The organism is Lujinxingia vulgaris (assembly GCF_007997015.1).
Lineage (GTDB): Bacteria > Myxococcota_A > Bradymonadia > Bradymonadales > Bradymonadaceae > Lujinxingia > Lujinxingia vulgaris.
This window is the reverse complement of record NZ_VOSM01000003.1, coordinates 310,574-324,645: the sequence shown is the minus strand read 5'-3', so window position 1 is coordinate 324,645 and position 14,072 is coordinate 310,574. Positions and strand designations below refer to the sequence as shown.

9 protein-coding genes are annotated in these 14,072 nt (G+C 64.3%); 5 read left to right on the top strand and 4 right to left on the bottom strand.

Going from position 1 to position 14,072, the window contains the following annotated elements; all coding sequences use genetic code 11:
* Positions 1-63: 63 nt before the first annotated feature.
* Positions 64-2,358, bottom strand: a complete 2,295-nt coding sequence (locus FRC98_RS08365) for a serine/threonine-protein kinase (protein WP_146980845.1) — start codon at positions 2,356-2,358, stop codon at positions 64-66.
* 288 nt (positions 2,359-2,646) lie between these two features.
* Here FRC98_RS08365 and FRC98_RS08360 point away from each other — a divergent pair, with 288 nt between their 5' ends.
* Entirely contained in the window at positions 2,647-3,831 is a 1,185-nt protein-coding gene (locus FRC98_RS08360; RefSeq protein ID WP_146980844.1) for a 3'-5' exoribonuclease YhaM family protein, read from the top strand.
* Between the two features lie 20 nt (positions 3,832-3,851).
* The gene (locus FRC98_RS08355; protein ID WP_146980843.1) at positions 3,852-4,700 is read left to right on the top strand and encodes a PspA/IM30 family protein; all 849 of its coding nucleotides are present in this window, start codon (positions 3,852-3,854) and stop codon (positions 4,698-4,700) included.
* Positions 4,701-4,815: 115 nt separating this feature from the next.
* Here the strand turns inward: FRC98_RS08355 and FRC98_RS21415 are convergent, their stop codons facing one another.
* On the bottom strand, positions 4,816-6,468 hold the full coding sequence (locus FRC98_RS21415; RefSeq protein WP_230467423.1) for a hypothetical protein: 1,653 nt from the start codon (positions 6,466-6,468) through the stop codon (positions 4,816-4,818).
* A 223-nt stretch (positions 6,469-6,691) separates the two neighbouring features.
* Here FRC98_RS21415 and FRC98_RS08345 point away from each other — a divergent pair, with 223 nt between their 5' ends.
* From FRC98_RS08345 to FRC98_RS22225, 3 genes are read left to right on the top strand one after another with little or no spacing between them, the layout of a single operon-like run.
* Positions 6,692-7,993, top strand: coding sequence for a metallophosphoesterase family protein (locus FRC98_RS08345; protein WP_146980842.1), 1,302 nt, complete (start codon positions 6,692-6,694; stop codon positions 7,991-7,993).
* Between the two features lie 9 nt (positions 7,994-8,002).
* Complete coding sequence (locus tag FRC98_RS08340) at positions 8,003-11,836, top strand: AAA family ATPase (RefSeq protein WP_146980841.1); 3,834 nt, start codon at positions 8,003-8,005, stop codon at positions 11,834-11,836.
* Positions 11,837-11,845: 9 nt separating this feature from the next.
* Positions 11,846-12,112, top strand: a complete 267-nt coding sequence (locus tag FRC98_RS22225; RefSeq protein ID WP_370469237.1) for a pentapeptide repeat-containing protein — start codon at positions 11,846-11,848, stop codon at positions 12,110-12,112.
* On the opposite strand, the gene FRC98_RS08330 is transcribed toward FRC98_RS22225, so the two are convergent.
* A complete protein-coding gene (locus FRC98_RS08330) occupies positions 12,028-13,092 on the bottom strand; it encodes a nucleotidyltransferase family protein (RefSeq protein WP_146980840.1) in 1,065 nt (354 codons plus the stop codon). The two genes, FRC98_RS22225 and FRC98_RS08330, sit on opposite strands and share 85 nt — an antisense overlap.
* Positions 13,093-13,202: 110 nt before the next feature.
* Positions 13,203-13,976, bottom strand: a complete 774-nt coding sequence (locus FRC98_RS08325; protein WP_146980839.1) for a PspA/IM30 family protein — start codon at positions 13,974-13,976, stop codon at positions 13,203-13,205.
* Positions 13,977-14,072 lie beyond the last annotated feature (96 nt).

Genomic DNA, 14,072 nt, shown 5'->3' with positions numbered 1-14,072 from the left:
GATAAACGGATCGCAGGGATTAGCAAATTGCCCCCGCGCGCGCAACCACAGGCTATCGGTGCTCTAGAGCTGGCGAGGAGGCAGCGCCAGCCCATCATCGGGGTCGCCGGCATCCGCCGCGTCATCGTCCGAGGCCGGCGCCGCACCCTCGCCTAAGGCCTGCTCATCATCTTCGGCAGGCGCATCGGCCTCGGCTTGCCCGTCGGCAGAGCCTCCCGCATCGTCAGCCGCAGGCTCTCCAGCCGGCGCATCCTCACCGGTGGCGTCCGCCTCCGGCGCCTCGTTGTCTGGAGCCTCATCGACCGGAATCTCATCGACCGGAATCTCATCGACCGGAATCTCATCGACCGGATCTTCCGGCGACGCCTCATCCACCGGCGCAGGCGACGGACTTGCGGGTGCTTCTTCCTCAGGCCGGGGAGGTTCGGGTTTCACCGGCTCGGGAGCGCGCTCGGCAGGAGGAGTTGCGACCTCAGGTTGAGGCTTTGGAGCGGGCTGCGGTGAGGGCCTGGTCCGGGCTGCGGGGGCCTTCGCGGAAGCCTCAGCACAGCCCTCGACCGCCTCAAACTTCGCGGTGGCCGCACCCGGCGCGTGCGCCAGCAACGCCTCATAATGCTCGCGGGCCTGGTCGCATTGCTTTGCGCCCAACGCGGCGCCGAGCTGGCGCTCCAGGTTGGCGACGCGGTTGATGCGGGTCTGCAGCGCCGCGGCGCGCACATCATCACTGCCGGCTGCTGCCAGCGCCTGGCGCGCCTCCTCGATCTTGCCGGCCTCAATGAGGTAGCCCACCGCGGCCTCAACGCCGGCCCACTGCCCCGCCCCGACCTCTTCAGTGGCCTGGGCTACAACATCGGTCGGAGCCTGGGTGTTTTTCCAGATGCTCCACCCCATCGCCAGACCCACCACCGCAACGGTGCTCAGCGCCGCGACCAGCGCTGGCGAGCGCTGACGCTTTCGCCGGCGCGGCGGCCAGGGCGCGTCGGTGCCGCCAAAGGCGAACGCCTCGTCACCACCAATGTCGGGCTCGGAGGCAAGCTCGGCGCGAAACACCGGCGCCACATCCGACTCCAACGCGATGTCCACCGGCCCCACCGGGCCGCTCTCCAGCCGAAGTTCGCCATCAAGGCGCGCGTCATTCGCCGGGGCATCTTGCACATCGGCGCTCTCGCTGAAATCACTGCTCTCGGCCAGTCCTTGCCCGCCGGCAGCGCTGCGCTTCTGTGCCGCCACACGCCCGGCCTCCCGGGCACCCCGCGGCGCCTCCACACGCTCGCCAGCGGCCACCGCCTCCAACAACTCCGCCAGCGCCTCGGCGTCGCCCGGGCGGTCTGCCGGATCTTTGGCCAGGCAGCGTAAAATCACCGCCTCCAGGTTCGCGTCCACCTCCACCCCCTCGCGAACCATGCTGGGAAGGGGCGGCGCATCGTTGAGCTGTTTGTTGAGGATCGCGAACTTATTCTTCCCCTTAAAGGGCAACTTCCCCGTCGCCATAAAGAAGAGCATCACCCCCAGCGCATAAAGATCGGAGCGCGGGTCGGCCACATCCCCTCGGGCCTGCTCCGGCGACATGAACTCCGGCGTGCCAAAGATCGAGCCCGTCTCGGTCATCGGGGCGTCATCATCGTCGGCGATCTTCGCAATGCCAAAGTCGAGTACTTTCGCCGCAAAACGCCCTTTTCTGGCGGGCATCAGCATCAGGTTATCGGGCTTCAAATCGCGGTGAATCACCCCCTGAGCATGCGCGGCGCGCAGCACCTCACAGACCTGCAGGCCGATCGAGACGACGTTCTCCAGATCGAGCGGGCCCTGACTGCGCAGCACCTCCGTAAGACTCTTTCCTTCAATAAACTCGGTGATCAGATAAAGCGCGCCGTTCTCATGCTGACCGTACTCCAGAAGCGTCACCGCGTTGGGGTGATTGACCTTGCAGTAGGAGCGCGCCTCATTGAGAAAGCGCAGAACAATGCGCTCATCGGAGGTGAACTTCTGGTTGAGAAACTTCACCGCGACGCGCTGCCCGAGCTTCTCATTGAGCCCCAGGTACACATCGCCCATCCCGCCGGAGCCGATGGGCTCGATGATCTTGAACTTCCCGCCCACCACATCGCCGATGCAGCTGTCTTTGACCGCACGAATCGGCACCAGCGGAGCGCCACATTTGACGCAGTAGCCTCCGCCGCTCTTCTGCGAGACCATGCAGCTCTTGCAGATCTTGACGATCTGGCCGGCCTCCCCGGCGGCGATCTCCCGCGGCCGGTCCGAGGGCATCGTCAGCGGTGAGGAGCCCGAGGGCGCCTCATCATGGACCGGTGAGGTGTCGCGGCGCGGGCGCGGGTTTTGGGCGTCATCCTGACTCAAGGCACTTCCTGGGTGGCCGTCCCGAACAATCCCTGTTCTTCTCACGGGCAGTTAATACTCGGACGAGGCATTCTCGCGCCTATTCTGCCACGCTGGTCGTCGGGATCAACAAATCGACCTCCCGGGCGTGTCACCCGCCGGATACGTGGACTTTGGCGATCGGCATACGAAGGAGCGCGCACCTTTTTTGCCCCAACGCGCTGTGCTATGCCGGGCCGGTGACGCTGAGCAATCGCCCCGCGAAGACGGCGGGACGCAAAAATGTACCTCTGAAGATGGAGCGCCTCGATGGCCCGCTCAAAAGTGTTTATCGCCGATCTTGAAGATAATTCCGTGGTGGAATCGACCTTTTTGCTCGCCGTAAAGAGCATCCGCGAGACCCGCTCGGGCGATCCTTACCTGAGCATGACGCTGCAAGATCGCACGGGCACCATCGAGGTGCGCGCCTGGGATAACGCGCTGGTGCTCGACAAACGCGCTGAGGTCGACGACTTCGTCGCCATCCGCGGTCGGGTGAGCAGCTACCGCGACAACCTCCAGATCACCCTTAACGATCTGGAGCGCGTCGACGACGCGGGCGTCGATCTGGCCGATTATATGCCGCACTCGCGCTGGTCGGCCGACCTGCTCTTCGAGGAGCTGCGCGAGCTCATCGACACCAGTATCGAGAGCGCCGAGGTGCGCCGTTTCCTCAACGCGCTGCTTGGCGACGAGAACTTCGCCACCCGCTACAAGCAGGCGCCGGCGGCGGTGACCAACCACCACAACTTCCTGGGCGGGCTGCTCGAACACACCCTCTCCATGGCGCGCCTGGGCCTGCAGATGGCCCGCCATTACCAGACCTACTACCCGGGGCTTGTCGACTCCGATCTGGTCGTGGCCGGCGTCGTGCTGCACGACATGGGCAAGATCGAGGAGCTCTCCTACCGCCGCAGCTTCGACTACACCACCGAGGGTCGCCTGGTGGGCCATATCGCGCGCGGTGCCGAAATTGTAGGTCAGGTGGCCGGGGCGCTGCAGCCGCCAGTGGATGCCGAGCTGGTCACACACCTCAAGCACCTGGTGCTCAGCCATCACGGCCGCCTTGAGTACGGCTCGCCGGTGACCCCGCGCACCGCCGAGGCGATGATCTTGCATTTCCTCGACCTCATCGACAGCCGCATGAACATGTGCTGGAATGCCTGCGAACCCCTGATGACCGGTGACGCCCAGGCCGGTGGCTGGTCGGATTACCGCCGCGCGCTGGAAGGTTTTATGTTTGTTGCGCCACCGCCCACCGGAGGCCGCTGGGAGCATGAGGGGCGAGTCTCACGCGACGCCTCGCGCGGCCCCGGCCTTGTGCCCGGAGCGCCGGCGTCCCCGTCCGATGGTCTTAATGGCGGGGCGTCGCAGGCCGACTCGGAGAGCGGCCGGAGCTCGGAGTCGCGCGCCCGCCGTGCTGAAGACAACAACCTGAGCCTTTTTGGCGAATAACCCCGCTGCAGGGAGTCCTTATGAGCATCCTCGACCGCCTCAACCTCTTGATTCGCTCGAACTTCAATGAAAGCTCGCGCAGCGAGCGCGGCGGGGTTCGCTCCAACCTGCGCGAGGTCGAGACCAGCCTTCGCGATGCCAAGCGCCAGCAGGCCGAGCTGCGCCGCGGGGAGCGCCAGATCATCGAGCAGATCCGCAGCGAGCGTGAAAAGGCTGACCAGTGGGAAGATCGCGCCATGCTTGCCCTGCGAAACGGTGACGAGGATCTGGCCCGCGAGGCGCTCGTCGTCAAAAACAAGGCCATGGTCGAGGCGCGCCGCCTGCGCGACCAGCTCGATGAGCATCGCGCTTATATGCAGGACATCGCCCGCGCCCTCGAAGCGCTGGAGCACAAGCTCGAAGGCACCCGCGGCAAGATGCGCGCAGCCTCCAGGCGCCAGAGCGGCGCACGCCCATCCCTTCGTAATGAGTCGGCCTGGGACGCCGAGCTTCGCCGCCGCATGGAAGCCCGCGAGCAGGGCGACGCCGCACCTGCCCCCAGAACTCCCTCCTCGACCACGCCGCGCACCTCCAGCCCGACCCCGGCGGACTTCGTGACCGACGAGACCTTCGACACCACCCGCTCCATGCGCGAGTTCGACCGCATGTCCAGCAAGATCGACAGCATGGAAGCCGACATCGAGGCCATGCGCGAGATCAGCGACATCGGCAACAGCCTAGACCCACGCCGCGCCGAGCTCGACGCCATCTTCAGCCGCCTCGAAGATCGCAAATCTCGCAGCGACTCGTCTTCGGCACCGAGCGCGCCCCGCAAAAATGAGGGCGACCGCGACGACCTGGCCGACCTTAAACGCAAGTTTCAGGAGTAAGGCTTCGCCGCATCACCACTGAACTTCTCCACGAAAAAGGGCTCCCATTCGGGAGCCCTTTTCATCTCTGGCAACAACGCCAGCGCCAGAGTTCGCTGAAGTGCTCAGCTCGACCTTAAGGCGCCACCTCCAACTCCGCGCTCCGCCCGGTCGCTCCCTTGAGCTCGCCACTTCCCGGCCCGCCGCCCTCCCCACCCTGACCGGCCACAATCTCAACATCGCCCAGATCGTTGAGCGTGACCGGAGAGGTCGCATAGATCGCAAATGAGGGCCCACCCGCGCCGCCTCCGCCGGTACCTCCCTGGCCGCCGTTGCCGCCCGCGCCGCCCGCACCTCCCAGACCGCTGTTAAGCTCACGGTTACCACCACCGCCGCCGGGCGTGCCTCCCAGACCTCCCGCGCCACCAACACCGCCCTGCCCCCCTACGCCACCGATGCCGCCCACAATACGGGCGGCTCGCCCGGTGAAGATCGCATTCTCGAGCAACACCCCGATCGATGCGCCTCCCGGGCCCCCGCCCTGACCTCCCGTTCCCGGACATCCGCCGCTGGCGCCGCCACCGCCGGCGCCTCCCCAGGTATCGCAAAAGACGCCAAACGTTCCTTCATTATGATAGCCACCGCCCCCACCGCCACCGCCCCCACCGCCGCCGGGAGTGCCCAGCCCGCCAGGCGCACCGCTCTGACCTACCCAGCGGAGGGCGTTCAGATCGAAGTGCCCTTCATCGCTGCCTCCCGCGCCTGAAGGCCCCTGCACGCCATTGCTTCCTCGCGAGCCCACAGTACCGTCCTGCGGACTCTCACCACCGCTCCCACCTGGCCCCCCCAGATCGCCGGCGCTTCCGGAGTCCCCACGTTCCCCGCTGCCATAATTGAACCCGGAGTCCCCGCCTCGCCCTCCCGGCGCCCCGCAACTCGATGTTCCCCCCGCCCCGGGTGTGGGGGGATTGTCTTCATTAATACAACGCAAACCGGCCAGATCGCGACGCGGCGGTGCATCGCCCCCCGGACTTCCCGCTCGGCCATTGCCACCGATCGATCCCTCCCCACCATCGACACCCGCGCCTCCACGCCCCGCCTCAATCACCGTGCTCTCCAGCACCACCCCCTGGCTGTTGCGCAGAAGCATCGCCACCGACGTCTCCCCCTCCGGCGCGTCCTGCCCGCGAACGCGCAGGTTCACAAGGCGTGTCGCAGCTTCGATATCTTCGCCAATCACCGAGGGGCGCCCGCCCGAGATCTCTACCCGCCCGTTGGGGTCGTAGAGCCACCCGAACGCATAGCCCCCCACCACGTGCACGCCCTCACGCAGCTCCAGCACCTCGTCATAGGTGCCGACTTCCACCAGCACAAAGGAACGCTCAGCGTCGGTCGACGCCGCCTCAACGGCCGCGCCGATGGTGCCGAAAGGTCGTTGCAGCGAGCCCTCGTTGGCATCATTGCCGTGCGTCGCAACAAAATACGCGCGCGTGCCCCACCCGGCCTGCGGGCGGCACGCCTCGCTCCCCTGGCGGCCGGGGTTGGGGATGACGTTTTCGTCGGCGCAGGCATCGCCCTGGCCACCGTCTCCGCCATCGGGATCCTCCGGAGTGCCCGTGTCTCCCGGGTCGGGATTGTCGCCGTCGGGAGGATCGGGCACGGTGGTGTCTGGCGAGTCGGCGTCGAGATCGCCGCCCGCGTCAAAGCCCACATCCCCCTCCCACTCCGCGGTGACCACCGACTCACTGCACCCCCCGGCCAGCCCGAGCAACACCAGCGATAACGCCACTGAACTCCTGTGAAGCCACGGCCTTCCAGTGCTTTTTTGATGCGTCATCTTGACCTCCAGACGTGAACGCCACCCCCTCGCGCGGGTGCCCCTCACATTATATTTATGCCTCCTACGATCATTATGGCGCTAAACATATTCAAGCGCGCCTTGTAGGAGAGAGCATGCTGTCGATACGCTCCGCTGAGCATATCGAGCAATGACTTAAGAATCGAGTGAGCTGATGCGTATCTTACATACTTCCGACTGGCACCTGGGTGCCACCCTTGAGCAAGCCTCCCTGGAGCGAGAGCAGGCGAGTTTTCTCGACTGGCTCTACCAGACGCTGCGCGACGCGGAGGTCGAATGCCTGATCATCGCCGGCGATGTCTTCGACAGCGCCCAGGCCCCGGCCCGCGCTCAGGGACTCTACTACCGGTTTCTTCACCGCTGCCAGGACCTCCCCGCGCTTAAAAAAGTCGTGGTGGTGGGCGGAAACCACGACTCCGCCAGCCAGCTCGACGCGCCGGCGCCAGTTCTGCGCGCGCTCTCGGTGGATGTGGTCGGCGGACTTTCCTCCGACCCCGAGGGCTGGGACCGCGCGCTCATTCCCATCCCCGACGCCGAGGGCAACCCGCAGGCCGTTGTCGTCGCCACCCCCTACATCCACGAATCTCGTCTGGGCGTCGGACGAATCGCCGGCGAGGGCATCGCCCCCGACCTGGCCCGAAACTTCTACGACGCTTTTGAGAACTTCTACACCGAGCTCGCCAGGCGCGCCCGCGAGCGTTTTGGCGACCTTCCCCTGGTCGGCGTTGCCCACCTCACCTGCCTGGCTTCCGCTCAGGAGCTTCGAGACAACGACTATAAGACCGATCTCCACCAGATCGGCGCCCTGGGCGCCCTGCCCCCCTCGATCTTCTGCAAAGACTACGACTACGTCGCCCTCGGCCACATCCACCGCGGCTTCGCCGTGGAGAAGCGCCGCATCTGGTACAGCGGCACCCCGGTTCCCATTCGTTTCAATGAGGCACAGACGCCCCGTCAGGTGCTCCTGATCGAGGTCGGCGAGGAGGTTGTGATTGAGCGGCGAGAAGTTCCGGAGTTTCGCCCGCTGATTATTTACCGCGACACCCCGGAGGCCCTTGAGAAGCTCGTCGCCAAACGCACCTGGACGGCGCCCCTGCCTCCTTACGTGGCCATTGAGTCGGTGGTCGACATCACTCGCCCCGGCACCCTGGAGCGACTTCGCGAGGCCATCGAGTCGAGCTTTGAGCCCGAGGAGCGCCCGCGCATCATCGCGTTTCGCGAGGTTCTCAACGCCGAGCGCGAGCACATCGCCATCGGGGAACAGGAGGTCATTCCTCTCGACAAGGTCACGCCCACCTACCTCTTCGAGCAACTCTACCGCTCGGCAAACGAGGGGCAGGCCCCGCCTCCCGAGATCATGGCGACCTTCGCAGACCTGCTTCCGCACGACGACGCTCCGCTGGAGCTCGCGACGCCTGAGCAGCAGACTCTTAATGTTTTGCTTGAAGAATCCTGAAGGTAATTTATGAAGCTCCACCGCTTGAAAATTGAAAACCTTAACTCTTTTTACGGCACCCACGAGCTGCGTTTCGACCCGGATTTACGCGGTGTTCCGCTCTTTCTGATCCACGGCCCTACCGGTTCAGGCAAGACGACGCTGCTCGACGCCATCTGCCTGGCCCTCTTCGGCTGCACCCCTCGCCTCAACGCACAAAAAAAAGGGGATGAGGATCGCAAGAACCACCACATTATGAGCAGCGGCACCGGCGAGTGCTCCGCCGAGTTGACCTTCAGCCGGCGCAACGGCTCCGGCGTCCGAGAATACTTCCGGGCGACCTGGTCGCTGCGCCGCGCCCACGGCAACCCCGACGGCAACATTCAAAACGACCAGCGTAAGATTGAAGCCTTAAGCCATCCTGATGATCCCGACCCTCGAATACTTGCCGACGACAACCGTGCCAAATACTACGGACCCGCGTTTGACGAAGTCCTGGGGGCGATGCAGCTCGACGACTTCCTGCGCACCGTCATTTTGCCCCAGGGGAAGTTCGCCGAGTTTCTGCATGGCGACGAAAAGGCCAAGGCAGGCCTGCTCAAGCAGCTCACCGACGTCAGCGAGTTTAAAGAGATCGGGGAGGCGTGTGCGCAACGCCACAGCCAGGCCAAAAAAGCGGTCGAAAAACTGACCATCGAGCTCAATGCCCAGGACCTCCTCAGCGCCGAAGAGCGCCAGGCTCTCACAGAAAAGTTGGAGGAGGCCACGGCTGCCGAGACCCTGGCCACCAGCGCGCGGAACGCCGCTCGCGAGATGTTTCAATGGCAAAAATCCGTCGACGCGCTGGAGCACGAACAACAGGTCCATCAGAAGCGCGCATCCGACGCCGCGATAGCGCTTCAAGAACACGCCCTTGAGCTCGACCGCCTGGCATTGAGCGAAACGGTTGAGCCGGCCCGCGAAACGCTGCGCGACCTCAACACCCTGGACGCCGACATCAAGACCCGGCAGGTCAAACTTGCCGAACTTCGAGAACAGCGCCCCGAACTCGAAGAGGCGGTGGAGCTTCATCAAGAGACGCTGCTCACGCGACAGAAGGTGCGCGACGCCGCCGACCAGGCCCTTAAAGACAACGCCGAACCTCTTAAGGCCGCGCGCCGACTCGACACCCAGATCGCCTCGCTTACCAGAGACGTCGGCGCGGAGCGCACCGCGCTCGACACCGCGAAACAGAACCTCAACGAAACTAAAAAACTGACCACGAAAGAAGCGCAGGCTCTCGATGCGCTCAACGCCGAGCAAAAACGCCTTGAGGCCGACCAACCCACGGCCCCCTGGTCCGACGAACTCAGCGACGCCATCGTGGCGATGCGCCCTCAGGTTGTCGCGCTCCAGAGCGAACGCGACGCCAATAACGAAGGCACGCACAAAGGCCTAACGCTCAAGAAGTCGCTCACCGAGCAGACCCAGAACGCCGAAAAGTTCAAGCAAAGCATTAAGAATTACGAGAAAGAGCATGAGGATTTAAGCAAAGAGTTTGAATCCAGGCAAAAGGCACTCAAAGAGATTCTGGGCGACAAACCCGACGCCAGCGAGGCCCGCCGCGCCTGGACTGCCGCGATAAGCCGCCTGGAAAACCACAGCCGCACCTTTCGCCAGGCCGCCGAACGCACCACAGAACTCGTCGAACTCAGCGCCCGGGTGAAGGACGCCGAGTCTCGTCGCGACGCCCTCAAACAAACCCTCAACGAGGCCGTCGAAAACGCTCAAAACGCCGGCGCGCTCGTCGAGAAAAAAGAGCACGCCCGCAAGCTCGCCGAGGAGCAAAAGGTGCTGGCGGAACGCCTCTTTGGGCTCATTGACGCCCGTGGTCTGCTTAAATACGAGGAGCCCTGCCCGGTCTGCGGCAGCACCACCCACCCCTATGCAGGCTCAGACCTCGGCCACGAGGAACTTCGCGACGGCCAGGAGCGCGCCCTGGAGTTGTTGCGGGGCATCGAAGAAGAACTGGAAGCCGCGCGCCAGGCGAGCACGGCCGCTGCCAGCACGCAGAGCCGCGTGAAGGCCGAAACCGACGCGGCAGACACAGGGGTTCAAGAGCTCAACGAACGTCTTCAGCGCGAAGTCACCAGCCTGCGCGCCCTGGTCGCCGATGCGCTGGACGCACCGCTGGCGGACGCCCCCGACTGGAGTGCACTTACTCAGGACTTCAACACTCGCAGCGAAACGCTTCAGACCGAAGCACAGACGTTACTCAAACGCCTCGACGCGCTCGATGTGGCCGACAAAGCGCTCATCGACGCCCGCGAAAAGCTCAACCAGGCCGACGCGAAACTCGCCGAGCTCCGCCCGAAACTCGAACGTGCCACCGACGAGGTGGCTCGCTGCACCGAGGAGATCACCGCGCTGCGCGAAAAGGTCGCCGAGGACCGCCGCAAGCTCCGGGTACGCCTCGAAGCGCTCTCCGAGCAGCTGCACACCCTCGACCGCCCACTGGATACCCAGGCCGGCGACGACCGCGGCACGATCGTCGACGCGCTCGATCGACACATCACAAGCCTCGAAGAAGAGCGCGCCCTCCGCGCCCAACTCAAAGCCCGGCTCGAAGACCTGAAGGGCCGACGAAGCAACATCGAAAAAGACCTCGCCACCCTTGAGGCGCGCCATAAGAGCGAGAGCGAGAACGTTGAAGAACGCGCACAGGCGTTGCAGGCCCGCGAATCCGAGCTCGGGGAGCTGCGTAAAGAGCGTCAGGGCATCTTCGAGGGCCAGAGCGCCGACGAGGTTGAAAAGCGCCTCCAGAAGCAGGTCAGCGCGTCGCTTGAGGCCTATGAGACCGCTCGCAAGAACCTGGAGAGCGTCCAGGAGAAGCTCAAAAACCTCAACCAGGACATTAAGTCACACACAAAAGAGCTCGACGACGCGGCCACGAAGCGCCAGACGGCACGGCAGAGCCTCGAGGACCTGCTGGAAACACTTCCCGTCGATACCCTTGAGGCGCTGCGCGCCGCCCTGCTCGGCGTTGAGGAGCGCGAGCGACTCATGACGCTTCGAGACACGCTACGTCAGGAGAAAGCCACCGCCGAAGAGCTTTTGAAGAAGTCGGAAAACGCGCTCAAACAACTTCAAGACACACGCCCCGAAGGCCTCGACGAGGTTCGGGACCTTGAGGCACTGGAAGCCCGTCTTGAGTCTTGCGAGGCCGACCTGCGCGACGCCACCGCCAGGGTCGCCACCCTTAAAGAGCGCTTAAACGCCGACGACCAGAAACGCGAGGATCTGGCCGAGGGCCGCAAGCGCCTCGAAGCGCTGAACCGAACCCTGGGGCATTGGAAGACGATCCACGACCTCATCGGCATTAATGGCGGCACGACCTTTGAGAATCATGCGCTGAGCTTCCACCTGCAGAACATCGCGGTCTACGCCAACCACCACCTCCAGGATCTCGCGCCGCGCTACGCGTTGCAGATCCGGCGAGATGAGCAGGGACTTCCGAAACTCGACTTTGAGATTCTGGATCGTAATCGGGCCAACAGCGTGCGCCCGGTCACCACCCTCTCTGGCGGGGAGTCATTCCTGTTGTCGCTGGCCCTGGCGATGGCGCTGGCCGACCTTCGCCAGGTGCACATGCCCCTTGAGACGCTCCTGCTCGACGAGGGTTTTGGCACCCTGGATCAGGAGTCATTGCAGGTGGCCATCGGGGTGCTCAACTCGCTGCAATCGCGCAGCAACCGCCAGATCGGGCTTATCAGCCACGTCGAGGGGCTCAAAGAGAGTGTGGAATACCGCGTTCGAGTTACCCCGGAGGGCAACGGCCGCTCCAGCCTCCGCATCGAGCGCCCCGACGCCGGGCTGGTGGGTTGACGCGCACATATGTTGGCCAGAGCAAAATTGGCCAGAGCAAAATTGGCCAGAGCAAAATTGGCCAGAGCAAAATTGGCCAGAGCAAAATTGGCCAGAGCAAAATTGGCCAGAGCAAAATTGGCCAGAGCAAAATTGGCCAGAGCAAAATTGGCCAGAGCAAAAAAGGGGGCGCCGCGGCGCCCCCTTTTTGATCAGTCGTCGAGTGAAAAACTCACGACCTTTCCGGCCACCGCCATCACACGCTCCCACTCCCCTTCCAGCCGCCCCATCCCGTAGAGAATTGACTGCGAGATACGCGTCCCGCCTGTGACCTCCACTCCGTCGAGCACCACCTCCGGGCCCACGCGCGCGCCCGAGGCGATGCTCGCATGCAGACCGCTGAGCATCGGCCCGGCCAGCTGCGCCTTGGGATCGATGGTGTCCTGATTGTAGATGTAGAGCGACTTCCCCAGCGCTTCGGGAAGAGGCGCCTGAGCAAAGAGCCCGGGCTCCCGCAGCACCCGCCGCGTCGTCTCGAAGAAGAGACGCGGGTTATCCAGCGCCGCCCAGAAGTCATCGTTGATGAGCGCGTTGATGCGCTCGCCACGCTCCAACATCGGGATGTAGACGTCGCCCACCATGCACCCTTCTTCAAGGGGGATGTGGCGCAACAACTCCGGCTCCAGAAAATGCACGCCGGTGAAGTCAAACTCGCTCAACGACTCGTGCTCCGCCTCAGGATGTCGCGCATCCCGCAGCCCTCGAAGCTCTCCAGCCTCATTAAGCCAGACTCGCCCCGGCTGGTCGCTCGCCCGCGGGCGCACAACCATCGAGGCCAGCGCCCCACTCTGGCGATGCGCCCGAAGCTGGGCTGCCAGATCGATGTTCATGATACTGTCGCCGTTGAGCACGATCAGCGTCGTCTCCGGCTCCTCCAGCCCCTGCCAGATGCCTCGCACGCCGCCGGCCGTGCCCAGAATCTCCCACTCGCGCACATAGCGCGGGCGAATCCTGAAGTTGCCGCAGAGGCGGTCGACCACAGGCGGAATCGCATCGGGCAGATGATGCAGGTTGATGCCCACCTGCTCCACCCCCGCCCCCACCAGATGGTTCAGCGCGTACGCCACCATCGGCGTGTTCAGAAAGGGCATCAGCGGCTTGGGCAACACATCGGTCAGTGGCGCGAGCCGCGAGCCGTAGCCCGCACACAGCACCCCCCCGACCGGCACGGGCCCCTGCCCCTCGTCAGCGGATGTTGTCGAATCGTGCTCACTCAACCTTTACCTCCGTGGTGCACAACGCGCTGCGGCCGAGGACGCCCATCGGGCGCGCTCGGCCGCAGCGTCGCAACCTTCGTACTTCTTACGCAGCGCCGATGCGCTGCGGCTTAGAACTCGTCGCTATCCCAGGTGCCGCGCTTGGCGGAGACCGTCTCTTTCTCTTCGGCTTCTTCTTCCTCGAAGTCGAACTGGGTTTCTTTCTTCTCGGCACCGACGCCCATCTTGGCCTTAAGGGCCATCAGCGCCTCGTCGGCGCCGTGGTCGTCTTCCAGGGCATCGAACTTCGCGGCGAGGTCGTCGCCGCTGAAGCCTTCCGCAAGCTCGGCGCTGGCTTCGGCCTCGGCTTCCATCTGTTCGATCTTGCCGCTCATGCGATCGAAGGCGTCGAAGGCCGAGGTGTCGCTCAGGCCCGACATCGTCTCCTGGATGGTCTTCTGGGCCTCGGCGCGCTTCTTACGTGCGATGAGCAGGTTCTTCTTGCGGCTGGCCTCTTCGATCTTGGCGTTGAGCTGGCGAAGCGAGTCGCGAAGTTTGTCGGCAGCGGCCTTCTGCGCTTCCCACTGCTTCTGGTACTCGGAGCTGAGGTCGTCGTGCTCCTTTTTGCGCGAAAGCGCCTCGCGGGCCAGGTCGTCGCGACCGGCGCGCACGGCCATCATCGCCTTCTTCTCCCAGTCGCGAGCCTGCTGCAGCTCATTGTCGAGCTGCTTCTTGAGCCGCTTCTCGTCGGCGATAGTCACCGCGACCTGCTTCTTGGCCTGAATCAGCTGCTCTTTCATGTCGAGAATGAGCTGGTTGAGGATCTTCTCCGGATCCTCGGCGCGGCTGATCAGGTCATTGATGTTGGCTTTGAGGAGCGTGCCGATCCGATTAAAGAGTCCCATATATTCTCTCTCCTATGTGCCTGTGGCCGGGGGCTGTGCTCACAGGCTCCAGCGGTAGTAGTAGGCCGGAAACAAGGTGGTGCGGGCGTTAGTCCA